The 23,822-nt window shown below is 41.5% G+C and carries 26 protein-coding genes and 1 tRNA gene; 14 read left to right on the top strand and 13 right to left on the bottom strand.

Annotated elements, in window-relative coordinates:
* Positions 1-85: 85 nt before the first annotated feature.
* Genes K1X66_00510 through K1X66_00520 form a run of 3 tightly spaced genes read right to left on the bottom strand, consistent with a single transcriptional unit; the run spans position 86 to position 2,752 of the window.
* Positions 86-1,072 carry a hypothetical protein gene (locus tag K1X66_00510; GenBank protein MBX7156855.1) on the bottom strand — a complete coding sequence of 329 codons (987 nt, stop codon included), beginning with the start codon at positions 1,070-1,072 and terminating at the stop codon, positions 86-88.
* Positions 1,073-1,132: 60 nt separating this feature from the next.
* A complete protein-coding gene (locus K1X66_00515; protein MBX7156856.1) occupies positions 1,133-2,179 on the bottom strand; it encodes a TRAM domain-containing protein in 1,047 nt (348 codons plus the stop codon).
* A gap of 3 nt (positions 2,180-2,182) precedes the next feature.
* On the bottom strand, positions 2,183-2,752 hold the full coding sequence (locus K1X66_00520; GenBank protein ID MBX7156857.1) for a heme-binding protein: 570 nt from the start codon (positions 2,750-2,752) through the stop codon (positions 2,183-2,185).
* Between the two features lie 68 nt (positions 2,753-2,820).
* Between K1X66_00520 and K1X66_00525 the strand changes: the two genes are divergently transcribed.
* The 6 genes from K1X66_00525 (at position 2,821) to K1X66_00550 (ending at position 7,723) form a co-directional block, all read left to right on the top strand.
* Positions 2,821-3,732, top strand: a complete 912-nt coding sequence (locus K1X66_00525) for a hypothetical protein (GenBank protein MBX7156858.1) — start codon at positions 2,821-2,823, stop codon at positions 3,730-3,732.
* Positions 3,733-3,858: 126 nt separating this feature from the next.
* A complete protein-coding gene (locus K1X66_00530) occupies positions 3,859-4,389 on the top strand; it encodes an STAS domain-containing protein (protein MBX7156859.1) in 531 nt (176 codons plus the stop codon).
* A gap of 17 nt (positions 4,390-4,406) precedes the next feature.
* A complete protein-coding gene (locus K1X66_00535) occupies positions 4,407-5,288 on the top strand; it encodes a serine/threonine-protein phosphatase (protein MBX7156860.1) in 882 nt (293 codons plus the stop codon).
* Entirely contained in the window at positions 5,278-5,799 is a 522-nt protein-coding gene (gene grpE / locus K1X66_00540; protein ID MBX7156861.1) for a nucleotide exchange factor GrpE, read from the top strand. The genes K1X66_00535 and grpE overlap by 11 nt, the downstream gene beginning before the upstream one ends.
* 23 nt (positions 5,800-5,822) lie before the next feature.
* On the top strand, positions 5,823-6,974 hold the full coding sequence (gene dnaJ / locus K1X66_00545; protein MBX7156862.1) for a molecular chaperone DnaJ: 1,152 nt from the start codon (positions 5,823-5,825) through the stop codon (positions 6,972-6,974).
* Positions 6,975-6,979: 5 nt separating this feature from the next.
* Positions 6,980-7,723 (top strand): 16S rRNA (uracil(1498)-N(3))-methyltransferase, encoded by a 744-nt coding sequence (locus K1X66_00550; protein MBX7156863.1) that lies wholly within the window; start codon positions 6,980-6,982, stop codon positions 7,721-7,723.
* Positions 7,724-7,729: 6 nt separating this feature from the next.
* Here K1X66_00550 and K1X66_00555 read toward each other — a convergent pair whose 3' ends face one another.
* Complete coding sequence (locus tag K1X66_00555) at positions 7,730-8,605, bottom strand: histone deacetylase (GenBank protein MBX7156864.1); 876 nt, start codon at positions 8,603-8,605, stop codon at positions 7,730-7,732.
* 89 nt (positions 8,606-8,694) lie between these two features.
* Here K1X66_00555 and K1X66_00560 point away from each other — a divergent pair, with 89 nt between their 5' ends.
* The 7 genes from K1X66_00560 to K1X66_00590 all read left to right on the top strand — a co-directional run bounded on the left by K1X66_00560 (position 8,695) and on the right by K1X66_00590 (position 13,344).
* Positions 8,695-8,886 carry a CsbD family protein gene (locus tag K1X66_00560; protein ID MBX7156865.1) on the top strand — a complete coding sequence of 64 codons (192 nt, stop codon included), beginning with the start codon at positions 8,695-8,697 and terminating at the stop codon, positions 8,884-8,886.
* Between the two features lie 17 nt (positions 8,887-8,903).
* Positions 8,904-9,071, top strand: a complete 168-nt coding sequence (locus tag K1X66_00565) for a DUF1328 domain-containing protein (protein ID MBX7156866.1) — start codon at positions 8,904-8,906, stop codon at positions 9,069-9,071.
* A gap of 97 nt (positions 9,072-9,168) precedes the next feature.
* Positions 9,169-10,701 (top strand): FAD-dependent oxidoreductase, encoded by a 1,533-nt coding sequence (locus K1X66_00570; protein ID MBX7156867.1) that lies wholly within the window; start codon positions 9,169-9,171, stop codon positions 10,699-10,701.
* Between the two features lie 12 nt (positions 10,702-10,713).
* Complete coding sequence (locus tag K1X66_00575; GenBank protein MBX7156868.1) at positions 10,714-11,304, top strand: hypothetical protein; 591 nt, start codon at positions 10,714-10,716, stop codon at positions 11,302-11,304.
* Positions 11,305-11,583: 279 nt separating this feature from the next.
* Positions 11,584-12,447 carry a YihY/virulence factor BrkB family protein gene (locus tag K1X66_00580; GenBank protein MBX7156869.1) on the top strand — a complete coding sequence of 288 codons (864 nt, stop codon included), beginning with the start codon at positions 11,584-11,586 and terminating at the stop codon, positions 12,445-12,447.
* 19 nt (positions 12,448-12,466) lie between these two features.
* Entirely contained in the window at positions 12,467-13,021 is a 555-nt protein-coding gene (locus tag K1X66_00585) for a DNA-3-methyladenine glycosylase (protein MBX7156870.1), read from the top strand.
* Positions 13,022-13,071: 50 nt separating this feature from the next.
* Positions 13,072-13,344: a hypothetical protein gene (locus K1X66_00590; protein ID MBX7156871.1), complete on the top strand. Its 273-nt coding sequence runs from the start codon at positions 13,072-13,074 to the stop codon at positions 13,342-13,344.
* 202 nt (positions 13,345-13,546) lie between these two features.
* Here the strand turns inward: K1X66_00590 and K1X66_00595 are convergent, their stop codons facing one another.
* The 5 genes from K1X66_00595 to K1X66_00615 all read right to left on the bottom strand — a co-directional run bounded on the left by K1X66_00595 (position 13,547) and on the right by K1X66_00615 (position 19,503).
* Complete coding sequence (locus tag K1X66_00595; GenBank protein ID MBX7156872.1) at positions 13,547-14,701, bottom strand: hypothetical protein; 1,155 nt, start codon at positions 14,699-14,701, stop codon at positions 13,547-13,549.
* Positions 14,702-14,932: 231 nt separating this feature from the next.
* Entirely contained in the window at positions 14,933-15,901 is a 969-nt protein-coding gene (locus K1X66_00600) for a DUF4340 domain-containing protein (GenBank protein ID MBX7156873.1), read from the bottom strand.
* Positions 15,901-17,772 (bottom strand): Gldg family protein, encoded by a 1,872-nt coding sequence (locus K1X66_00605; GenBank protein ID MBX7156874.1) that lies wholly within the window; start codon positions 17,770-17,772, stop codon positions 15,901-15,903. Before K1X66_00605 ends, K1X66_00600 begins: the two co-directional genes overlap by 1 nt.
* A gap of 4 nt (positions 17,773-17,776) precedes the next feature.
* Positions 17,777-18,529: an ABC transporter permease gene (locus K1X66_00610; protein ID MBX7156875.1), complete on the bottom strand. Its 753-nt coding sequence runs from the start codon at positions 18,527-18,529 to the stop codon at positions 17,777-17,779.
* Positions 18,526-19,503 (bottom strand): ATP-binding cassette domain-containing protein, encoded by a 978-nt coding sequence (locus K1X66_00615; GenBank protein ID MBX7156876.1) that lies wholly within the window; start codon positions 19,501-19,503, stop codon positions 18,526-18,528. Before K1X66_00615 ends, K1X66_00610 begins: the two co-directional genes overlap by 4 nt.
* 136 nt (positions 19,504-19,639) lie before the next feature.
* On the opposite strand from K1X66_00615, the gene K1X66_00620 reads away from it, so the two are divergent.
* Positions 19,640-20,176, top strand: coding sequence for a hypothetical protein (locus K1X66_00620; GenBank protein MBX7156877.1), 537 nt, complete (start codon positions 19,640-19,642; stop codon positions 20,174-20,176).
* 30 nt (positions 20,177-20,206) lie between these two features.
* Here the strand turns inward: K1X66_00620 and K1X66_00625 are convergent, their stop codons facing one another.
* From K1X66_00625 to K1X66_00640, 4 genes are all read right to left on the bottom strand, one after another.
* A complete protein-coding gene (locus K1X66_00625) occupies positions 20,207-20,788 on the bottom strand; it encodes a pseudouridine synthase (GenBank protein MBX7156878.1) in 582 nt (193 codons plus the stop codon).
* Positions 20,789-20,882: 94 nt separating this feature from the next.
* A tRNA-Ser gene (locus K1X66_00630) sits at positions 20,883-20,974 on the bottom strand.
* A gap of 46 nt (positions 20,975-21,020) precedes the next feature.
* Positions 21,021-21,698, bottom strand: coding sequence for a UDP-N-acetylglucosamine diphosphorylase (locus K1X66_00635; GenBank protein MBX7156879.1), 678 nt, complete (start codon positions 21,696-21,698; stop codon positions 21,021-21,023).
* A gap of 5 nt (positions 21,699-21,703) precedes the next feature.
* Complete coding sequence (locus tag K1X66_00640; protein ID MBX7156880.1) at positions 21,704-23,821, bottom strand: WD40 repeat domain-containing protein; 2,118 nt, start codon at positions 23,819-23,821, stop codon at positions 21,704-21,706.
* Position 23,822 lies beyond the last annotated feature (1 nt).

The following is a 23,822-nucleotide window of genomic DNA, read 5'->3' on the forward strand; positions in this document are numbered from 1 at the left end:
CAACATTTTATAGAAACACAAAAAAAATTAAGCCGACCGAGTCGATATGACAGGGTCGGCTTAAAAATGAAAGAGCTATAATAAATTAGAAAATATCCACGTCTCCGCCTAAATTATCGTAGCCATTGTTAAAGGGAGGAGTTAAATCAATGCTTCCTCCTGGCCAATTAGTTAAAGTATTGAAATACCAATATTCCGACCAAAACGGCGGTAACACTACTGGAACAATGACAGGATCTTGAATCAGAGTAGCTCCTTTGATCGGTTTTTCATCCAAAAGTGCTGTTACCGCATCCGGACCCGATTTATCTGCAATTTTATTGGAGAGTTTTTTACTGTAAGCATAACGTGTCAAACCATCACCAGTAATGGAGGTAATATAGTCGTTTTGTAACCCTAACGATTCACGGGTTACCATAGTTCCATTCAGGCCAAAAGGAACATTGGCATCTGGATCTTGAGAAAATTTAACATCACCCAATCGACGCTTGCTTAAAGTTTTAGCAAACGATTTATTTTTAGGTAATTTACCAACCACATCCGCTCCGGTAAATACTTCAATTTTTTTACTACCTTTAGGAGCTTGATCTTGCAGAAAAGCGCCGTTCTTATGATAAACAATACGATACTGTTTAACTTTGGCATCCGGCAACTCAATTTCTGCCCATGACCAATAATTGGTATCAACCACCACACCGTTCTGAATCACAAACACTTCGTTGGAAGGATATAAAGAACCATTAGGGTTCACGTTCATTAAAACCAACCCTTTGGAGTTCATGTTGCTGGTAGCGTAAGGCGTCAAAGCTAAAGGATCAGTAATCGTTGGCGTCCCCCCATTGCTAGCCACTCGACCGAAAGCTCGGTAAGTGAAAATGGCGTTCGTATCATAATTAGGGCCAGGAACAATTACCGTATAAGTGTTTGTGCCTGGGTTATAATCTTTTGTTTCCACCAAAAAATCGCGCGATGTTTCGGAACGTTTATCTTTCATTTTATAAACGCGCCATTCCGCACTTGCGGTTAAGGTAAAAACACAAAACAATAAAAATACATTCAATATTTTTTTCATAATAATCCTCCTAAATTTGTCTTTGCTATAACTTAGGCGATTCAATCATTAAAATCAACTCTAACTTTTTAAAACTGCCACCAATTCAATGTGAGCCGTTTGAGGAAAAAGATCGACGAGTTGAATAGTACACAAAACAAAACGGGAGGAAAGTTTTGCTAGATCGCGAGCAAAAGTGGCTGGATTACAGGAAATATAAATAAAATGCTGAACAGATTTTTTTTGCAAAATCAAATCTATAACCTTTTTACTTAGCCCTTCGCGGGGTGGATCGAGCAAGAGAACATCCGGATTTTCCTTTGCCAAAACCGTCTCAACCGAATTGCATAGCCATTGAACCTGAGGAAGGGAAGGCGCTAGAGATAAAGCATCCGAATTCGTTTCGACTGCTACCACTTTTTCAAAATAGTTTGCTACCACGGCTGTAAAAAATCCGTTGCCGCAATAACCTTCAAACAAAAATTTCCCTTGAGTTGGCATCGCTTGTTTTACGGTCTGACGAAAGGCGTCCAAAAGATAACGATTCGTTTGATAAAAACCGGTTTGCGGTAAAGCGCTTTCTCGCAAAGAATAATGACCGGGCGACGCAGGTGTCGCGCGTAACGTGATTAATTTTTGATTCACTTCTTCACTAGCAATTTCGCAATGCTCAATGTCAACTAACGTCTTATTATCGTACCCTCGAAATCCCACGACGCGCCCATCCGAATGCACCACGATACGATTGCGATAACCATAACCTTCCGGCGAACCAATAGTGGGCAAAAATGGATGCGCATGAATTTTGCCAATGCGTTGTAAAAGTTGGCGCACTTGCTCTTCTTTTACGCGCAACTGTTCGGCGTAGGTCATTTGCTGATATTGGCACCCACCACAACGCGAAAAATAAGGACAAGGTGGCGCAATGCGATGCGGGCTGGGTTCAAGAACTTCAACTAATTTTGCGCGCCAAAAATGACGCATCTTTTTTTCTATTGTGATGCGCACTTTTTCTCCCTGCATCACAAATGGCACAAACACCACAACACCTTCATATCGGGCCACCCCTTCACCGCCAAAGGCTATGTCGTTAATAATAAGATCGAGCACAGGAATAAGAATGAGCAAGAATTAACGAACCGGCAATTGCCATTCTGCGCTGCGCCAACCGTTAGGACGAAAAGAACGATAATGATAGAGCAGCAAACGTGGACGTCCGGCCATGACTATTTTATTTTGTTTCAACCAACTTTTTAATTTCTCTAACTGCGGCCTGGCTACCTCCCATTGATACGCACCGCGAAAAGCCAATGATATCACGCGATTGGCTTCACGCTCTTCAAGATACAAATTTCTATCTTTTGGAGAATGCCATTCCTGAGATTGTGGCAAAGGCAAATAAATCGTCGCTTCCCAATCGTTCTTAGCGGAACTCCAATCCAGATCAGGCAATTCTATCACTAACGGCTTCACCGGCTCCAACCCTTCGCTGACGGTGTAACGCGCTAATTTCAAATAAGCTTCATCCAATCTTGCAAAGGGATCGCCCTTCCCTTTCCATGCAATCACTGGAAATAATGGAACTTGTTTAGTCGATATTTCATCCACAACACCCATAGGAAGAATAACCTGAGCGCTCCAAAGCGGTGGCGTGTAAAATGCAAAACAAATCAGAGGAAACAAGAAAGTAGCTATTCTCATTCTTATCAAATTATCACTTCTTTTTTTCTTCACAATAAAAACTCCTTCCCTGATAGTTTCTCATTTACGTGACAACTGACCCACAACGCCACGCCGTAATTGATATTGGCTCCAATAGCGTAAAACTTTTGGTAGTCGACGTGCATAAAAATCACGTACAGCCTCGCTTCGAATCCTCCCTAACCACTCGGCTAGCAGAAGGCCTATCACATCAACCCCAACTTTCTTCCCAAGCCGTTCAGCGAACATTCGAAGCGATCGAAAAATTCCATGAAAAGGCAAAAAATTTAGGCGCTAAAGATATTCGCGCATTTGGCACAAGCGCTTTGAGAAGTTGCGAAAATCCTCAAGCTTTGCTCAATCTTCTTGAAAAAAAATTGCAACTCTCCACTCGCATTCTTAGCGGCCAGGAAGAAGCAACTTTGATTTTTCAAGGCGTGTTAAGCGATCCCCTTATTCCACAAGCCTCCCCCTTACTCGTCATGGATCTCGGTGGAGGCAGTGTCGAATTCATATCAAACCAGAGCTTATCAAAAAACAAACCACTCACTCAAGCCAGTCTCGATATCGGTTGCGTACGAATAAAAGAAAAATTTTTCACGCACTACCCCATCTCTCCCGCTTCTCAAAAAAATTTGAAAACATTTTTAGAAACTCAACTTTCGCCTCACTCTTTCCTTCAACTCTCTCACACCGTCGTTCTCACGGGAGGTGCTATTACCTGTCTTTTACCTTGGCTAAAGGTATCTTCTCAAAAATCCCATTCCCATTTTCCCACCATCCTTCTCAAACAATTCACCGAAACACTTTTATCCTTAACCCTACCCGATCTGTTATCTCATCCCTTTCTGCCCCAAGATCGAGCCGATCTTATGCCCGCAGGCTGCCTCATTCTCACCCAAACTCTCAATTTTATGAAAACAGACTCCTTCTTTGTCAGTAAACGTAATCTTAGGTATGGTTTGGTAAGTTATAAGTAAAACTTATCTTAAAATCAAAATGGCTGATTCATCTTTTTAATCCATTAATTATTTGATTATAAAAAACTTAACACTTACTCAAATTCATCATTTGACGATCCTTTTTCAGGGTTTATAATAACAACTGTGACACAACAAACCCTTTGGTTTAGTCAGAAGGAGGAGAAGGCCTATTTTCAGATTCGCGGAAAAGGTTCTTACAAGAACGCTTGCGTTTTTAAAGATACAACTCAAGACATTTTAAATCAAGGAGTTGTGAATTTAACAATTGATTTTGATCCCTGCACCGGCCTCGACAGCACTTTTCTTGGTGTGCTAGCTGGATTAGCTTTACAAACACGCCAACTTAACCTTCAGCTTTCTTTAGTTAACTTGCAAAATCGTAATCTAGAACTCATTCGAAATATGGGGCTCGATTCCCTCATCGTCATTCCTTCCAGCCCATCTGACACTTCCAACTTTCCACCTCTGGAACCGATTCAAGGTGAAGAAGCCACTAAACCCGAAACCACTCAAACCATGTTGGACGCCCACGAAACCCTTATTAAAATTAAAGAAAGCAACCGCGAACAATTTCAAGAAGTCGTCGACTACCTTCATCGAAGCGCAAAAAAACAAAAAAATCAGAAAAAACAACCTTCCACTGCAACCACCTAGCCCCTAAAAGGTCTCTCATGGCCTTGATTCTGATTGTTTTTTTGATTTGTCTTTTTCTTACACTGATTTTCTTTGCATTAAGAAAGCCGCAATCTAAAATTTCTACCACAACTCAACCTTCTACTCCCTCCCTACCCTCCCCCTTTTCCCAAAGCGACATTAACAAAGCGCTCACTTTTCAAAAACATCTCCTTCCTAAAACACCTCCGACTTTTGCTCAATTAGAACTCGCTAGCACCTACCAACCTGCACAATATTTAAGCGGTGATTTTTACGACTTTTTTTCTTTCTCCGACCATTGCCTCGGCATCTTGATTGCCGACGTAGCCGGAAAAGGCTTGCCAGCAGCATTAGTAATGACTCTCGCTCTGACCCATTTTCGTCACCTGGCACCTACCCACTCTTCTCCCAGCGCTTTATTAAAAGAAATGAATCGACGATTAAATGCAGATTGTTGCGATAACCTTTTTATCACCGCCTGTTACGCCATCGTCGATATCAAAAACAACAGCTTAACAATCGCTCGAGCCGGCCACGAAATACCTCTACATTACAATAGCACTCAAGCCACACTTACCCCTATTGAGTCTCCAGGCATGGCCCTGGGCATTGACAAAGGAGAACGCTTCGATAGACTAATTCAAGACAGTGTTATCACACTGCAATCGGGTGATTCCGTTACCTTCTTTACCGATGGTGTCAACGAAACCCAAAATAACAACGAAGAAGAATTTGGAATGGAAAGATTAAAACAATCAATTGAAACAATAGAAAAAAATGGCCCCAAAACGGGTCACGCCCAATTTCTGCTCGAAAATATTATCAAAAAAATCAAACACTATCGAGATTCCGCCTTACCCACCGATGACCTTACCTTAATTACGCTCTATGTCACATAAACATTCGCCCATACAACCAGCCTGCACCTTAGTAGCAACCGATTATTTAAAAAATCTAGGTTCCGACCCAATCGCTGAAGTCGATCAACTCAAAGATCGTTTGCTCCGAACCGTGGCCGATTTTGATAATTATCGCAAGCGCGCCGCTCGCGAAAAAGAAGACGCCATCAAATTTGCTAATGAATCACTCTTAGAACAACTCTTGCCCGTTCTCGACAGCTTCGAACTGGGCTTGGAAGCTGCCAAAGAAAATACCGACCCCATTGTTCAAGGCATGCAACTTGCTTACAATCAACTCCTCAACGTTTTAAAACAAGTGGGCGTCGAACCCATCGACGCTTTGGGTCACCCATTCGATCCACATTGGCACGAAGCCGTCTCACATCAAGAAGTTGAAACCGCTGACGACGGCATCGTTTTGCAACAACTTCGAAAAGGCTACAAACTAAAAGATCGTCTCTTGCGACCCGCAACCGTTATCGTAGCTAAAGGAAAAGAAGTCTCTTACTAAATTACCACGTTAAACCTCGAATTATGACCACCAAACGAGATTATTATGAAGTTCTGGAAATAACTCGGAGCTCGAGCACGGAAGAAATTAAAAAATGCTATCGTAAACTGGCTGTTAAATATCATCCCGACAAAAATCCCAACGACAAAGCGGCAGAAGAAAAATTTAAAGAAATTGGTGAAGCTTACGAAGTATTAAGTCATCCTGACAAACGCGCCGCTTACGACCGTTATGGTCACGCCGCATTTGCCAACGGCGGTGGTGGCAACGGATTTGGCGCTGGCATGCACATCGACCCCTTCGAAATTTTCCGAGAAGTATTCGGAGGTGGTCGAGGAGGTAGCAGCATCTTTGACGATTTTTTTGGCACATCTTCCGGTCGTCAGAAAAACCAATATCGAGGCGCCGATCTGCGCTACGATTTAGAGCTCACTTTCGAAGAAGCTGTCTTCGGTTGCGAAAAAGAAATTAAAGTCCGCAAACTCAGCCAATGCGAATCCTGTCACGGTAACGGCGCAGCTGAAGGCGCCCAAAAAATTACCTGTTCCACCTGTCATGGTGTCGGCCAAGTCCGAACTTCTGTAGGCGGTTTTATTGCCATGATGCAAACCTGCCCCCAATGCCAAGGCGAAGGCTCAACCATCGATAAACCCTGCCACAAATGTCACGGGCACGGGCGCGTAGAAAAAACCTCCACCATCCCGTTGCGCATTCCAGCCGGCGTGGAAACCGGCACGCGTCTTCGCTCCACCGGCAATGGCGAAGCCGGCTTTCGAACCGGTGAAGCAGGTGACTTATACGTCATTCTCCACGTCCAATCGCATCCACTTTTTCATCGCGAAGGCAACCATCTCTTATGCGAAATCCCTATTCCCTTTCCCATCGCAGCTCTAGGTGGTGAAATAGAAATCCCCACCTTGCAAGGCCCTTCCACCTTAAAAATTCCCGCAGGCACACAAAATGGAAAAGTTTTTCGCTTGCGTCACAAAGGCATCCCAGACCTCAAAACAAAAATCGCTGGCGATCTCCATATCCGCACCACCATCGAAGTCCCCACGCGACTCAGCGTGGAAGAAAAAAAGAAACTTGAAGAATTTTCCAAACTCAGTCACCACGAAAATTACCCTGCTCATCGCTCCTTCTTTGAAAAAGCCAAAGCCTTCTTCAAACAATAATCTTCATGGCCATCGACCGGTTTTATCAGCCTACCCTTCAAGAACTACTCCTAACTGGCGAAGAAGCCCATCACTGCCTACACGTCCTTCGTCATCAGGTCGGAGATCGCATCGTTTTATTCGATGGACGCGGCAATGAAACCATGAATGAAATCCTGAGTGTTGAAAAAAATCGTCTCACCTTAAAACAGTTAAACCTACATCACACCCCGCGCCCCAATTACCGCCTCACCCTAGTCCAAGCCATCCCCAAAGCAAAACAAATGGATAACCTATTGCAAAAAGCCACAGAACTGGGCGTAACCGATATTATTCCACTCATTTCCGAACGCACCATCGTTCAACTCGAAGAACAACGCGCGGAAAACAAACGAGAAAAATGGCAGCAACTCATCATCGAAGCCGCCAAACAATGCGGTCAAAACTGGCTACCAACACTCCACCCCCTTTTAACCGTACGCGACTATTTCGAAACTCGTTTTGATTCAGATCTTAGTTTAATTGGCTCCTTACAACCCGGTGCCATGACATTCAAAACCATTTTTTCTCGCCACCATCAAGACCATCAAAAAAAACCTAACCATATTAGCATCCTCATCGGTCCCGAAGGCGATTTCACACCCGCTGAAATCAATCTCGCTCTTTCTCAAGGTTGTCAACCCGTCACATTAGGTCCCATCGTTCTGAAAAGCGAAACCGCCGCCATTTTTTCACTGAGTATCCTATCCTACGAATTGCAAAATAATTAAATTCCACTAATCACCTAAATCCCATCCCACCAAAAAACCATCCACTAAATAAGGCAAGTCGCGACTGTATCCCCCCTCCAAAAGCGCGCCTGAAGGCAACCCAGCATGGTGCAACCAATTTCCCAATTCCGCAAAATTTTCTCTCTCCAAAGAAAGCTGTGTTAAGGGATCCTGAGTATAAGCATCGAATCCTGCCGAAACTAATACAAGCGTAGGCGAAAAATCCACAACTTTATTCCAAGATTGACGCAAAACTTCCATATGCTCTCGAGCTGAAATATAAGGTTCTACCGGATAATTAAAACAGTTCTCTTGAGAAACTAAACCTGTGCCAGGATAACATAACGATTGATGCACCGAAACATAACGGATCTGCGGATGCCCCAAAACAATTGCCTCAGTTCCATTACCATGATGCGCATCAAAATCCCAAATCGTAATTCGCTCCTTCGCATTTTCCTCTAGCGCTTTCAAAGCAGCAATGACAACAGAATTTAAATAACAAAAACCCATTGCTTGATCGCGTGTCGCGTGATGCCCTGGCGGACGCATCAAAGAAAAAACTGGCTCTCCTTGTTTCGCAATATGCATCATTTCTAAAGCTGCGCTCGCAGCTTGCACGGCGTAATGAAACACATCAGGATAACAAGGCGTATCCTCATCGAAATCTTTACGAATCTGTTTTAAATCTTCCAAATAATTTTTATCATGCGCCCGTTGCAAATCTGATTCTGTAATCACTGATGACAAAGGCTTTTGCCAATGCCAGCGCTCTCCATGCTGCCGCTGCAAATAAGACCAAGTGTCTTGAACACGAAAAGCCGCCTCTGGATGCCCCTCTTTTTCATACTCCGCACAAGCTTCATCATAAAGAATCGTCATACTAAAAATGTAATAACATATTAACACATTAGCAACGCAATGAAACCTCGCCTCATTTGCGTCATCGCGTTTTTTCTTTAGATTAAAGTATGAACAAAACATCATTAAAAGGAAACTGGAACGTAATTAAAGGTAAATTGAAACAAAAATATGGACAATTAACCGATGAAGACTTGGTTTACACTGAAGGAAAAGAAGACGAACTCGTCGGTAACATCCAAAAAAAACTTGGAAAAAGTCGGGAAGAAGTTGAAGAAATGTTTGAAGAAACAAACCCATAATTAGAAAGAAGGCAGCCATGTTAGGTTATGCCATTACTTTTTTAATCATTGCCATTATCGCAGGAGTATTAGGATTTGGAGTGATTGCAGGAACAGCCGCAGGAATTGCCAAAATTTTATTTTTCATATTCCTAGTGCTTTTCATTATATCACTCTTCTTTGGTCGGCGTAATCCTCCTGTCTAACTCACCACGTTGCAGTCTTACAAGCTGCAACGTTAAACAAAATCGCAAATAAGATTTCAAGCTTATGAGTATGAGTAGCCAAACGCTATCGTATTGGATGAAGAGTTTGCCCAAAATTTCGCATCCGCCTTTATCCAACAATTTAAAAACTGAAGTCTGCGTAGTTGGAGCGGGAATCGCGGGGCTATCGACCGCCTATTTTTTAGCGTGCGAAGGAGTTAACGTTATCGTTTTAGAGGCTAAAATTTTAGCTGCAGGAGAAACCCAAAAAACTACCGCTCACTTATCCAACGCCATTGATGATCGTTACTATCGCATTGAGCAGCTACATGGTTTGGCAAAAGCAAAATTAGCGGCCCAAAGCCATACCGAAGCTATTGATAAAATTGAGACCATTATCAAACGAGAAAATATTGACTGCGATTTTCAACGTTTAGATGGTCGCCTTTTTTCTCCAGACCCTAAATCTCCCGAACTTGAAAAAGAATTGGAGGCCGCACATCGAGCGGGATTAATTGATGTTCGAATCGCATCGGGTTTGCCTATTACCGGTCTGGAAGATCATGATTATCTACTTTTTCCTAACCAAGCACAATTTCATCCGCTTCTTTACCTTCAAGGGTTAGCGCGAGCAATCCATAACTGTGGAGGAAAAATTTTTACGCAAACAGCAATGACTGAAATAGAAAATGGCGATTCGATTAAAATAAAAACGGATCAAGGATTTCAAATTGAAGCCAAAGCCTTGGTGCTAGCGACCAATACACCCATTATTAATGGATTTGCCATTCACACCAAACAAACTGCATATCAAACTTATGCCATTGGCGTTGAAATACCTGTTGGGAGTTTGAAATCGGGTCTCTATTGGGATACTTGGGATCCGTATCATTATATTCGTCTGACAAAATCAGAAACGACTCCGACAGATAATGCGAAAAATATTTTAATCGTAGGCGGTGAAGACCATAAAACTGGCCAAGCAACAAATTCTTTCGAACGCTTTCAGCGATTGAGTCAATGGACCAGAAATCACTTTCCTCAAGCTAGTGATCCCATTTATTTTTGGTCAGGCGAAATCATGGAAACGCTCGATGGCTTGGCTTTTATTGGTCTTAATCCCGCTGAAGAAAAAAACATTTATATTGCCACGGGTGATTCCGGCATGGGCATGACTCATGGCACGATTGCTGGCCTGCTTCTTACCGATTTGATTCAGCAACGCAACAATCCTTGGGCTGAAATTTATGATCCCTCTCGCGCCCCGTGGAAAATTTTTAAAAATTATGCGAAAAAAAATTGGAATGTCATATGCCAATATACGAAATGGATTCCTACTCCCAAGATACAGGAAAAAAAAATAAAACCCGGCCAAGGGGCTATTATTCAACACGGCTTAGAACAAGTTGCCGTTTATCGTGATGAGCAAGGCAATTATCACGAAATGTCAGCAGTTTGTCCTCATTTCAAAGCGCGACTGTGTTGGAATGCAGCCGAAAAAACCTGGGATTGTCCCGCGCACGGTTCACGTTTTGATTGCTACGGAAAGGTTATTCACGGCCCGGCCATGTCCAATTTAACTCTGCATAAAAAAGTTTCGTCCCAAAATCCATCATTAACCTCACCATGAAAGGAATTAACCGTGAAAACGCAAACCATGAAAGACAAAAACCAAACATTAAAACAATATGTCACTGACATGCGAGCTTTGGATCAATACCTTCTCGATATCACACAAACTCAAGCCAAAGATGAAAATCTAAAACGATATCCACAAGCCGTTAGTTTAATTAATCAAATTGTTTTCATCAGCCAAAAACATGTTGCGAGCCTAGACATTCAAGTTACACGTTTCAATGTAGGCACTCGCTCTGCCATCAAAGGCACTGTCACTTCCATAGCAGGTTCTGCCATGGGATTAATTAACAAAATGCGATCTCACGAAGTTTCGAAAATGTTGCGCGACGATTATACTACTCTTAGTATTTCAGCAATAAGCTATACGATGCTTCATACCGTTGGTCTTGCCTTACACGACTCCATCATTGCCGATCTCGCTTTGGAACATTTGAAAAATATTACTCCATTAGTAGTTGAAATCAGCGAAATTACTCCCGCTATCGTTGTCACGGAACTTGCGGATGAAGGGGATATGGTGGAGCCCAACGTAGGAATGACCGCTTTGCGTAATACGCAACAAGCTTGGACAAAAGAAACGTCACAGGCTGTTTAGATCAACTCATTAAAGGAAATAAATTCTTCCTTCAAAAGAAGGACGATCTTTCAAAAGAAATGATCGTCTTTCTCATTTCCACAATCTAAGTGCAACCTCGAATTAAAAATAAAATAATTAAAATGGGAATAGGCACGCCTAAGAGCCATAATAAAATCCAACCAATTTTTCCTTGTTCTCCTTGTTTGTTTATGAAGGGTCTCATAATAATAAATTATAAAAAAATATTAATTTAGCAACTAAGGTTGCAATGAAATTTTTACCCATTAAGATAAATTTATGCCCTTATCAGTGCGGCTTTTCTCCTTACTAAAAGAAACCATTAAAGAATGGATAAAAGATAGAGCAGCCACCAAATCAGCCGCACTAGCCTTTTATACTATCTTTTCACTTGCGCCACTTGTTATTATAGCCATAGCGCTTGCTGGAACTTTTTTTGGTAAAGAACACGCGCGTGAAGAACTCTACCATCAAGTCGAACAACTCATCGGAAGCGACGGCGCACATATCATCAATCGCGTTTTGACCCACACCCAAATGCATAGCGGCGGCTTAGCGGCCACTCTCGGTTTTATCATCATGTTTTTTGGGGCCAGCGCTGTCTTTTCTCAATTACAAAATTCTTTAAATAGTATTTGGCACATCGAGCGCCCTCCACAACATACTTTTATTAAATTTATTCGAATCCGCTTTTTATCTTTTATCATGGTTATAATCATCGGCATTCTGCTACTTGCCTCATTGATTATCAGCACCATTCTTTCTGTCATGCATTACTACTTTCAAGAATGGTGGCCCAAAACAGATTTAATTTGGCAAATAGTGAATCTAGGCGTCTCTTTCGCCCTAATTACTTTACTATTTGCCATGATTTTCAAGATTTTGCCTGACGTGGTAATCCGATGGTCCGATGTTTGGCTAGGCGCAGCGATTTCTGCCTTCCTCTTCACCATCGGCAAATTTCTCATCGGTTTATATCTCAGTCACAGCACGGCTGTTTCAGCCTACGGCGCTGCAGGCTCACTTATCATTTTTCTTATCTGGATCTATTTTTCAGCACAAATTCTTTTTCTCGGAGCAGAATTCACCAAAGTTTTTTATCAATGCACCGGCAAAAAAGTTATTCCCAAATCATTTATCTAAATTTGTGTCCTCACTTAAAATCTATCAGAAATTACCACGCTCTTTCTACGATCGTGACACCATCATTGTTGCCCAAGAGTTGCTCGGAAAATATCTCATCCACACGGTCGACAACGTCCCACGCATTGGGAAAATTGTTGAAACCGAAGCCTATCTAGGTCCTCACGATTTAGCCGCTCACTCTGCACGAGGATTAACACCGCGCACACGAGTCATGTTTGGACCTCCGGGTCACGCTTATATTTATCTCATTTACGGAATTTATCATTGCATGAACGTGGTAACCGAACGTGAAGGCCACGCTTCAGCCGTGCTTTTACGCGCCATCGAACCCATCCAAAATATCCATGCGCGAACACAAGGACCAGGTCTTCTCTGTCGCGCCATGCAAATCGACCAACGCCAAAACGCTTGCGACTTACTTAGCGACCATTTTTATATCGCCCAATCTACTAAATGCCATTCTTTTACCATTACTAAACGACCCCGCATTGGCGTCGATTATGCCAAACATTGGGCCAAACGATTACTGCGTTTCTATATCAAAAACAACCCTTTCATTTCACGCTCCTAACTTGCACACTCTCTTGACCTTTTAGGACTTTCAGTCAAATTTAAATTCCTATGAAAAAAATCCTAAAAATTGTTTTACCTCTTATTACTGTTCTCACCCTTACCTATCAACCTTTACGCGCGAATGAAAACCACATGCGCGAAGCTATGGATGCCCTGAACCAAGCCAAAGCCCATTTAAAAGCTGCCACACCCGATAAGGGCGGTCATCGTGTAAGAGCCATTCATCTCATCGATAATGCCATGGATGAAATCAAAGCAGGCATCCAATACGATCGAGAACACGAATCCAAAAAGGAAGAAAAGAAAAAGAAAAAAGATTAAAAATGGCTTAGCAAGCCATTCAAATAATTGATTTAAACTTCGTGAAAAAAACACGAAGTTTAAATTATTTTATATTTTGTTACTTCCACGATTCGCTGGAGATGCTCGCAAGGCAAGAAGCCTTCTAACGCACTATGGGATCAGGTCATCGGAGGATGCTCAATTGAAACCAGCTTAAAAAACAAGGTAAAAAACTTATTTTTTAAATTTTTGGTAAAATTTTAGTAACACCGTCGACTTGGTTTTCTATAAATTTAAATGCGTCTGATTTTTTAAAGTCATCAATCTTATTAAAAACCTCTTTAATTGCCTCTGAACGTTTACTTTCATATACATCACGTGGTTCTAAAAATTGTGAACATATTTCGCCAGCACCAGACTTAATACATTCATGATGCCTTTCAACTGCTTCGTCCCAATATTTTTTATCTGCCATTCTTTTTTTATAATCATCATAGTATTTAGAAAATGGTTTTGAACTTGGTTGCTGTGGGCATGTTTCAGCACCATCACTGAGTTCTTTGCATTCATCCATTTCCAGATTTTCCATGACATATTTATCAATATTACTTGTGTTCCTAATCTTTCCATTGTCATTTAAATAAAGATCATCAAAAACAATTTTTTCAATAAATTCATCATATCCTTCAAAATTTAACTTATAACGCGAATCTTGAATTGACCTAAAATATTCTATTGGAACAGGCTTCTCCCAGCCTGGATGTACTGCAACATCAATCGATGGTTTATCCAAATGAGAAGCATCAATTAAACCGGATATGAAAGAATTAGAGTTATGACCATCATCTGGCCAATACCAAACTTGATTGCGAAAATTTTTTGGAAATAGGTCATAGTCTGTATTGCTTTTAAATTTCCTAAATTTGTCTAAAATATGTTCAATTAACATCGATTCATTTTCGCAGTTTTTAAGACCAATGGGTATACGGTTTGGATGAGGACCAATATCATTGGATCGATCTACATCAGCAGTTAATCTATTTTTGACCGGACCAGCACCTAGTGTAGTGTAATTTCTACCTGCTTCATCGACTTGTTGAAAGCGAGGATCGTTTTTATATTCTTCACCTTTAGGTGTAATGCGGATTGACGTATGTGAATAACCTAACGCAACAGGATGAGTTTGTAACTCAATCGAATCAGAACAATCTTTTACTTTAATTTCTTGTGCTTCTGACCTTTTTTTATAACCAAGCTCAAGCTTTCCGACTTCCATGATCGCATCAATTGTTTTTAAAGAGGCTTCTCTTTCCTTTTCTAATTCTCTTGCCATTTTTAATTCTCTCGCTCTTTGATTAGAAGAGGTGACTTTTTCCGGGATTGCTGGTTCAGCCATACATGTGATTTTATCAGATTTTTTTTACGATAAAAGTCTTTTTTGGACTAAACAGTGTCGAACCTATCTAATGGATATGCACGGGTAAACCTGTGGTCTTTGGGTAAATTACAGCTTTAGACAAAGCCGACCTGAATCCCGGCACCCTTGATGTTCTACATTTATGGTTTCTTCATCGATACCCACGCTTAAAAGCGTTGTGCGCTGTCTCCAACTGCATAGACTTTTTGATTATTTTTTAAAAAGCGGATCTCCCAATAAAGGGTTCAAAGAAGATTTCGGAATCAAATAAATATACTTTTCAAAATGTTTTTGGTCTTGCTGTTTATCTCCCACATTCAACTTAACGAAATAATGTTCATTTGTTACACTTCCAACCGTTAAGCGATAACTTTTCTCATTCAATGTCGCAATTTCAACATAAGATGGATCACTAAAACCTTCTTTTACAAGATTAGTTTCTAAAATATCGTCAAATCGCAACGAGCTTAAAGTTTGAATTAAACTATCGACTTTTTCACTATCAAGTTTTTCTTTTTTCACACCGGCCATTTCAAACGCATTAGTTTCACTGCTTCGAAACAATTTCCATTCCTCTTTAGCCGTAGGTTTGATTGTGACAGAAGCAATCTTGTCAGGACGAATAAATTGCTTATCCAACCAATCTTCCAGTTTATAATTGAGCGCCGAAAACGGTTCATTCACCAAAAAAATCGATTCATTCTTTTGCGGCAATCTCACATAACGCCCGGATGCATTCGCCGGATTTTTGCCCACATAAAATAAAGTCGCTAATTGATTCGAGTCTTTAAACAATTTAATTTCAATCGCAGCACCCTGATTTTCAGGAGAAACCAAATCTAATTGACTCCATTGATCGGCATTCGCAGGCACATTTTGAACGACTTTAGCCTCAGCAACTTTGGTCAAAAAATCACGCAGCAAAGAAAAAGTTGCAGGATAACCATATTTTTCTTCAACCTGCCAAACCCCATTGATTTTCAATAAAGTTAAAGTCTGCCCAAGTCTCTGAACTTGAACCTTGGTCAAACTGTTAAGATCAAGATCAGAAAAAATTTTTTGTCCCGTTTGCAGTTGCCCCCAAGCTAATGAAGACTGCCTTTTTTGCCTTAAAAAAATGGCGAACGTAACAATCACCAAAGCCACTAACAGCAAAACGAGAAGACGCGTAAATTTCATCAACTTTTTCTTTTTCGTTTTAAAAACAATACTAACCCTACAATAATGACCACTAAAGGCATCACTCCAATATTAATCCATTTCAAAAGATTTTCTAATGAAGTGATGTCATGTCGCAGATCTTTTCGTAATTCCTTTAACTCTTTTTTAACCTCAGCGCGACGCGTCGCAAAACGATCAATTTCCGATTGTTGTTCAGCGGAAACAATAAATTGATCCGTAGCGCCTTTCTTACTTTGTAACTCGTTCAATCGATTTTGCGTCTCTTCCAGATCTTTTTCCAAAGCTTGAATCTTCGAGCGATAGCGCTCGTTAGCCTCAGCCTCTAATCGTTTTAATCGAGTAAAAGGTCGTTGCAACGTCGCACGGCTACGCACCTCAATCAAATCGCTGTCACCTGCTAATTGTTCAATGAGATTTTGCGCAAAATTAAGATTTCCATTCAGAGGAATAGCAATGCGTTGCCCTAAAAAACCCTGAACGCGCACTGAAAATTGATCAGTCAAAAAATCGCTATCACCCACTAAAAGCACAAACGTATCAGAACTACTTTCTTTAAGAAAAGGCTTCGTAGCGCTAACTGAATTAGTGCCCTCTTGAGGCTGTCCACTTGGAAAAGCTGTCTTGAATTTTCCGCTTAACCGAACGACTAAAGAACGCACCGTTTGATCAGAATGAAAATTTTCCAAAACTTTTTCCGGCTGAAAATATGCACTGATGGCTTCCGTTGACATCACATTGGAACTGGAATGCACCAAAACTTCCTGCCGTAATCCGGCAACCGGTTTACCCGTGAAAAAACCGCTAAAAGCAAATAATAAATTATCAATTTGGCTCGTTGCGGGATCCTCAGAATTAACCGCCGTTTTATCGAGCGACAAAACAACCGGCGACTCAATCACACCACGCCCCTGATTAATCGGCGTTTTATAAGTCAAATCCGCCACCACTTTAGTTTTATCAAATGAATAGCCCCACCCTTTTAATAAATCATCCAAAGTCGAACCTCGTGGCATAGGCATATTACCCGCAGGTGCCCGACTCATGTCAGCAATCGAATAAGGATCGAGAAAGACAGCCAACCTTCCCCCAAGCATCACAAATTGATCAATCGCAAATTGCAATTTTTTCGAAAAATCCAAAGGATGAATAACCAACAAAACATTAATTTCTTTGGGTATCTCTTCCGCATCCAAGCCTACTGGTTTCACATCAAAATCGCGCTGCAATTCCGATATCAAGGTCCAAGGCGGTTGCAAACGTTGATTAACAAAAAGATTATCTTTATCCGGCTGATCCCCAAACACCGGAAGCGATGTCACAATACCAATAACAGGTTTTTGAGTGGAAGTTACCTGAACAAGAGAGCGCGCAATATCATACTCTAATAAAGAGGCGCGTTCTGGAGAAAGAAAAGGAATTGAAATTTTATGATCTAACGCGCTAAAAGAAATCCCCAAATAAATATCAGAACCCGTTTGGAGCGGCTGAGGTCGCACGCCATCAATGCGCGCTGAATCTTCCGCATCGGAATCTGGTTCAGGATCATAAGTTTCTACTTGAATTTTACCTTTGGATTTTTTTTGAAATTCCAACAAAAGATTTTCTATCGTGTCCGCATAATTCTTAAGAAATACTGGCATGGCAGTATCTTTCCGCGTGGCATAAAAACGAATAACAATCGGTCCTTGAATTTTTTGCAAAATTTTTTCAGTGCCTTGCGATAAGGTATAAAGCTTGCTTTCCGTAAAATCAAAGCGACTAGGAACAACATTAAAAATAAGATTCAACCCAATTAATAAAACAAAAATGGAAACAACCCCCAAAGTTGAAAAAAGCCAATGTTTCAAGATCTTAGATTGTAACGCCATAACTCTACCCTGCACGATAACCACGCAATAAAATACTGGTGCTAAAAAGACAAAAAACCATTAATGAAAAAAAGAAAACAACATCAGCAAGATATAAAACGCCGTTTCGAAAATTCTCAAAATGCGTCATCACGCTAAAAGATGCCACTCCGTCCACCAACCAATTTGCATCGGGAGCAATCTTAACAAGGAAATTGGTCACTGGAGGATAACCTGCAAGAATTAAGAATAGCCCAATCACCACCGAAAGAATAAAACTCACAATTTGATTTCGTGTCATCGCCGAAGTCATTTCGCTCACTGACAAATAAGCTCCCGCTAATAAAAAGCTGCCCACATATCCCATTGCAATCGCTCCTTTATCAGGATCGCCCAAATAACAAACCGTGATAACAATCGGAAACGTTAATGCCAATGAAATCGTAAGAATCAACCAAGCTGCTAAAAATTTTCCCACAATAGCACACCACGGAGCAATTGGCATGGTCATCAACAACTCAATTGTTCCCGATCGCCTTTCTTCCGCCCATAGCCGCATGCCAATGGCCGGCACTAAAAACAGCCAAAGCCATGGATGCCACAAAAAAAAGGAGTTTGCCAAACTCGCTTCACCCGCCTCAAAAAAGCCGCCAATCATAAATGCAAAAAAACCGGCTAACATTAAAAAAATCACAATAAAAATAAAAGCAATCGGCGAGGCAAAATATCCAATCAACTCTCGTTTCGCGATAGTAAAAATAGCTGGCCAGGATTTCATATCAAAGTTTCATGAATTTTTCGTGCTTCTGTGTCAGGCAGCGTGAGATGACGAAAAACTTCATCCAATTTTCCTTCTTCCTCATGAAGCTCCATTATCGTTCCATTCACCGATAAAACCGCTTCCACCAACGCTTTATTAAAAGATTCACGATTACACTCTTCTTTAGCAAATAACCGAACCTCAAATACTCTGCCTTCACCCACAGGTTCATTTATTTTTTTGACTTGAGCAACGTCCGCCAAACACGCTTTTAATGTCTCGCGCAAAACACCAGAAACTTTTAATAAAATAGAACCCGATAAAGGAGAACGTTGTTTCAACTCATGTGGCGTTCCATTGGCCACAATTTTGCCCCGATCAATAATAATAGCCCGCGTGCAAACCGCTTCAACCTCCTCCAAAATATGCGTGGAAAAAATAATGGCTTTACTTTGCCCCATATTGCGAATCAACGTGCGCACTTCATGTTTTTGATTCGGATCTAACCCATCCGTTGGCTCATCTAAGATCAACACCTCAGGATCATGAATAATGGATTGAGCAAAACAAGTGCGATGACGATAACCTTTCGAAAGCGTGTCAATCAACTGATGTTTTACCGTAGTCAAAAAACACATTTCTAAAACTCGATCCACCGCTTTCTGTTTTTCCATTCCTCGCAAACTTCGAATTTCAGCCGAAAAATTTAAAAATTGGAGCACCGTTAACTCTTCATAAGAAGGCGCATTTTCAGGCAAATAACCAAATAGCCGCTGAGCCGAAATCGGATCTTCTATAATGTCATGCCCGCCAATCCGAGCCGTTCCTGCTGTTGGCGGAGTAAAACCAGTAATCATTCGCATCGTCGTCGACTTGCCGGCTCCATTCGGCCCTAAAAATCCCAACACCTCACCTTTTTCCACCCGAAATGACACCTCATCCACTGCCTTTTTTGTGCCAAACGTCTTTGATAAATTTTTAACCTCGATCATGTTTTTCCAATCAAAAACTTTTCCTATTACTTTTAGTCAAACCTCTTCTTCGACGTCAAGCCTTGTTGTAATATTCAAATGAAATAGATCTTTTGTTAGCTTGATTTTAAATGATACAGCGATAAAAATCATCAAAATGAAAATCCTCACTTTTCTCTTTATTGCCATTTTCAGCCTTACTTTGACTCAATCCACCCTGCAAGCAGAAGAATGCTCCCAATGTCCGATGCCCTCTCCAAAAATAGCGCCAGAGTTTAATCGATTGAAAGAGCTCGTTGGCACGTGGAAAGGCTCGACAAAAATGCAAGGAAAAGATCAAGAGATAATGGTAGAATATCAACTCACCTCGGGCGGCTCCACTTTAGTTGAACATCTTTTCAAAGGCACGCCCCATGAAATGGTTTCAGTTTATTACTCTGTTGGGGAAAAAGTCTTCATGACTCATTATTGCATGCTCGGCAATCAACCTCATTTGCAACTAGAAAAAGCTAAAGATAACACTCTCGAGTTTTCCTTAGCTGACCCCAGTGGTTTGCAATCCAAAAATGAAATTCATATGCACGCTCTTGCCCTCACTTTTACTGATAAAAATTCCATAGTCCAAAAATGGACGGGTTTCGAAAATGGCAAACCTAAGGAAAGCACCACAATAAACCTTTCGCGAGTGCAATAAGACCATTAAAACTATCTTTTTTATTGCACACTAAGAAATTAATTCATTGAGAGCAATTTCTCGCCATTGTCCTACCGGCAAATTACCTAAGCTTAATTTACCAATCGCAACACGAATAAGTCGCAAAGTGGGATAACCGACTTGGGCTGTCATTCTCCGCACTTGCCGATTTTTGCCTTCGGTCAAAGTTAACTCAACCCAGGCAGTAGGGATATTTTTACGATAACGAATTGGAGGCACTCGATCCGGTAACGAAAAAGTCATTGGCAATAACTTCGCAAAACAAGGCTTCGTGCAATAACCTTGGATCATTACGCCATCAGACAACTTTTTCAAAACTTCGCGAGTCATCACACCCTCAACCTGAACCCAGTAAGTTCGCGGATGACCAAAACGAGGCTCTAACAAACGATGCATCAGATCGCCGTCATTCGTCAACAAAAGCAGCCCTTCACTATCTTTATCTAAACGACCCGCCGCATAAACATTTTTAGGCAAATGAAAATCCGCCAAAGTTCTTTGATCTCTCTCGCCGGTAAACTGACTCAGAACTCCGTAAGGCTTATGAAAAATAAAATACTGGAATCGAGCAGATTTAAACTTGGAACTCATTAATATTTTCTACTTCACCATTCAAAAACTTCTTAAACTTTTACTCATTTTCGATGCTTTTCGTTGATCTTATTTTAAATTTTAATCTCGATTTTGGCGGAAGGGGTGGGATTTGAACCCACGGTCCCGCTTAGCGGGACGCTCGATTTCGAGTCGAGTGCCTTAGACCAACTCAGCCACCCTTCCAAGAAGGAAAAATTAAAATAAGTTAAATCGTCAAAAAAGCCAGCCACTAAAAATTGCGCTTCACAATTTGTTGCGTCTTGGCCTGTTTTACAATCGAACCCTCCTCCAAAACTCCGCGCCAATGCGTGCCGGGATAAAGCAAACAACGTTTTCCCAATAATGAACCAGGACTAATTACCGAATTGCAACCCACCTCCGTCTCATCGCCGATAACTGCGCCAAACTTATTAAGCCCTGTATCAATCATTTCACCCCCATGACGAATTACAATATGATCTCGTGTCAATTTCAAATTACTTAAAATCACGCCCGCTGCCAAATGCGCGCGATGACCTAAAATCGAATCTCCTACATAACTAAAGTGTGGCACTTCACTTTCATTCAACAAAATACAATTCTTAAATTCACAAGAGTTGCCCGCAATCACGCCATTACCTAAAATGACATTTTCACGAATATAACACCCATTGCGAATATGACAATTTTCACCGATCCAAGCCGGACCTTTAATAAAAGCTCCGTGCTCAACAACCGTTCCTTTTCCGATAAAAACCTTTTCCCCAATAAAAGGCTGACCCACCAAAGATCCATGAAACGCGGGTTTCAACCGAAATTGAAGATAATTCGGAATCTGCTTCAACGCATCCCACACAAACTGCGCCGACTCAAACAAAGGCTGATGCTCACAATGCGTTAAATCCAAAAATTCTTTTACCGAAAACATAAGTTTTACGGATTATAATTAGCGCTCGCCAAATTCCCAGCTTCATCTTGAACACGAATAAAAAGCTTTTCTCCCCCACTCACCTTAGCTTCAAATATTTCTTCCGAGGAGTCGAGCACACCATCTTTTGGCTGAATTTCTGCAAACTCAACTCCATCACGCGAAATCATGACATCCCAAATTAAAGACCCTTGATCACGCGCGCGAAAAGTGATCACACCATTATCGCTAGCCATTTTCTCAATTTGCGGCGCCGTGTTATCAATCAAAATACCTTCACTAATCTTTTCATCACTTAATGGATCCGTCTCATTACTTTTCTTATCCGTCACCGAAACTTTAAAATAATAAATACCATCTTCCCAACCGATTGTGTCCAAAGTATAAGCAGCCACTTCCAACTCTTTCTCTAAAACCTTGAAATCTTTTTCATTTTCTCGGCGATAACTCAATTGATATGTCAACTGATCGGGATTAGGATCACTCGCCGACCAAACAATCGTTTGCAAACCTCCTCGCAATTCTGGAGCCATGCGCGTGCGATCAAACGAAGGCATCTCAAACAAATCCCAATTAAGCAATTGTTGCAACGTCTTTTGTTGTGGCGGCTGAGGCGGATCAGTCATCGGCGCATAACCAATACCCGAAGGCAACGCGACAATCGCATTGATTCGTGGCGCTAAATTTTTAGGTGTATAAAATACATCAACCCGTCGCACACTACCCGTTTTTAATGACAACTCATACTGTAAATAACGCGCTGCGGGACTGACCACTTTTTGATCCTTCAATTCCACCCAATCATACCATGTCTTGTCCGGCTCTACAGTGTTACCGCTCCGAGTTCGCACGTGCGCCACTTCGCCTTTTACCCGCAAAGCGCCCCACCGACTGAATCCCTGGCTATCGATCACTTCTGATTGATAAATTCCATCACCTCCAGCTGCTTTCAAAGCCCACCATCCTCCATCATTACTCGTGGCAGCAAACAAATTATTTTGATTACTCACCAAGACCGTAATTTGATTCGATTCCGCGCGCGCCACGACACGTTTTTCACCTCGATCACTCACACCATACAAAAACCCGTCATCGCCCGTTCCAATCAACCACTCTCCTCGATAACGCAACAACGCCTGCGGCGAAGCATCCGCCGACCACAAAACCGTAGCAAATCCAGGTTGTTCCAACTGATAGACCTCACCTCTTTCTTGACTCAACGAAGGCGTACCTCCCTTTAAAAAAGAATTCATCGCATCACTCTTTTGATTTGCATTTTTTGAATTGTCTAATTTTTCATTAGCAGATTTATCCTCAGTTTGCGGGGGATTAATTTTAGTGCGTTGCGGTTTACTAGCTGCTTCCAATCCCAAAGCTGCAAATGCGATTCGCCCATTTTCATCCACAGCAATCTGTCGAATCTCTTTTCGCGGCGCATCAAAAAGCGCTAGCGCTTTACCTTTTTCTTTCACTTGCAAAACCAAACCCTTTCCCTCCGTGCCAACAAGAAGATCACCATTCTTATCCTGAGCCAAACAACGCAAATTGGGTTCATTGCTATCATAAAAAACTTCGCCCTGACCCAATGCCGTAACCCGATACAATTTTCCTTCCGTGCCCGTCGCCACATACAAATCATTCCCTTTCCACAACAAAGCCCAAATATATTTCTCTTTAGGATCAAAATATTCCTCCACCAATTCCTTTCCATTAACACGATACACTTTCCCATCTGGAGCCGTAGCGGCATATAATACTCCTTTCGCATCCCAAACCAAAGCCGTCACTTGCGATTCTTTGAGCTTCGCCCACTCCATTAATTCACCTACTGGTGAAACTTTAAAAATTTTACCTTCATCACCTGCCGCTAAAAACGTGTTCCCTTGCGAATCACGCACTGCCGACCAAATAACCTTTACAGAAAAATTCGTTTTCAAAGCCGACTCCAATTTCCAGCCTGAACTCAAAACTCCTTCTTCCCCCAAAGTTACCCCTTGCGGCTCACCCTTTAACCATGTCTCAAACCTTTCATGCGTCACACGCACCGAAGGCTGCGCCTTTAACTCTATTCCTACCATCGCCAAAACGATGATCAACCATCTACTGCTTGGTATCCATTTCATA

The organism is Verrucomicrobiia bacterium, from assembly GCA_019694135.1.
Taxonomy (GTDB): Bacteria; Verrucomicrobiota; Verrucomicrobiia; order JADLBR01; family JAIBCM01; genus JAIBCM01.

Coding starts and splice junctions, on each gene's coding strand:
- K1X66_00510 (MBX7156855.1), bottom strand. CDS start 1,072: ATGAAAAAAATATTGAATGTATTTTTATTGTTTTGTGTTTTTACCTTA.
- K1X66_00520 (MBX7156857.1), bottom strand. CDS start 2,752: ATGAGAATAGCTACTTTCTTGTTTCCTCTGATTTGTTTTGCATTTTAC.
- K1X66_00535 (MBX7156860.1), top strand. CDS start 4,407: ATGGCCTTGATTCTGATTGTTTTTTTGATTTGTCTTTTTCTTACACTG.
- grpE (MBX7156861.1), top strand. CDS start 5,278: ATGTCACATAAACATTCGCCCATACAACCAGCCTGCACCTTAGTAGCA.
- dnaJ (MBX7156862.1), top strand. CDS start 5,823: ATGACCACCAAACGAGATTATTATGAAGTTCTGGAAATAACTCGGAGC.
- K1X66_00550 (MBX7156863.1), top strand. CDS start 6,980: ATGGCCATCGACCGGTTTTATCAGCCTACCCTTCAAGAACTACTCCTA.
- K1X66_00555 (MBX7156864.1), bottom strand. CDS start 8,605: ATGACGATTCTTTATGATGAAGCTTGTGCGGAGTATGAAAAAGAGGGG.
- K1X66_00560 (MBX7156865.1), top strand. CDS start 8,695: ATGAACAAAACATCATTAAAAGGAAACTGGAACGTAATTAAAGGTAAA.
- K1X66_00565 (MBX7156866.1), top strand. CDS start 8,904: ATGTTAGGTTATGCCATTACTTTTTTAATCATTGCCATTATCGCAGGA.
- K1X66_00570 (MBX7156867.1), top strand. CDS start 9,169: ATGAAGAGTTTGCCCAAAATTTCGCATCCGCCTTTATCCAACAATTTA.
- K1X66_00580 (MBX7156869.1), top strand. CDS start 11,584: ATGCCCTTATCAGTGCGGCTTTTCTCCTTACTAAAAGAAACCATTAAA.
- K1X66_00590 (MBX7156871.1), top strand. CDS start 13,072: ATGAAAAAAATCCTAAAAATTGTTTTACCTCTTATTACTGTTCTCACC.
- K1X66_00595 (MBX7156872.1), bottom strand. CDS start 14,701: ATGGCTGAACCAGCAATCCCGGAAAAAGTCACCTCTTCTAATCAAAGA.
- K1X66_00600 (MBX7156873.1), bottom strand. CDS start 15,901: ATGAAATTTACGCGTCTTCTCGTTTTGCTGTTAGTGGCTTTGGTGATT.
- K1X66_00605 (MBX7156874.1), bottom strand. CDS start 17,772: ATGGCGTTACAATCTAAGATCTTGAAACATTGGCTTTTTTCAACTTTG.
- K1X66_00610 (MBX7156875.1), bottom strand. CDS start 18,529: ATGAAATCCTGGCCAGCTATTTTTACTATCGCGAAACGAGAGTTGATT.
- K1X66_00615 (MBX7156876.1), bottom strand. CDS start 19,503: ATGATCGAGGTTAAAAATTTATCAAAGACGTTTGGCACAAAAAAGGCA.
- K1X66_00620 (MBX7156877.1), top strand. CDS start 19,640: ATGAAAATCCTCACTTTTCTCTTTATTGCCATTTTCAGCCTTACTTTG.
- K1X66_00625 (MBX7156878.1), bottom strand. CDS start 20,788: ATGAGTTCCAAGTTTAAATCTGCTCGATTCCAGTATTTTATTTTTCAT.
- K1X66_00635 (MBX7156879.1), bottom strand. CDS start 21,698: ATGTTTTCGGTAAAAGAATTTTTGGATTTAACGCATTGTGAGCATCAG.
- K1X66_00640 (MBX7156880.1), bottom strand. CDS start 23,821: ATGAAATGGATACCAAGCAGTAGATGGTTGATCATCGTTTTGGCGATG.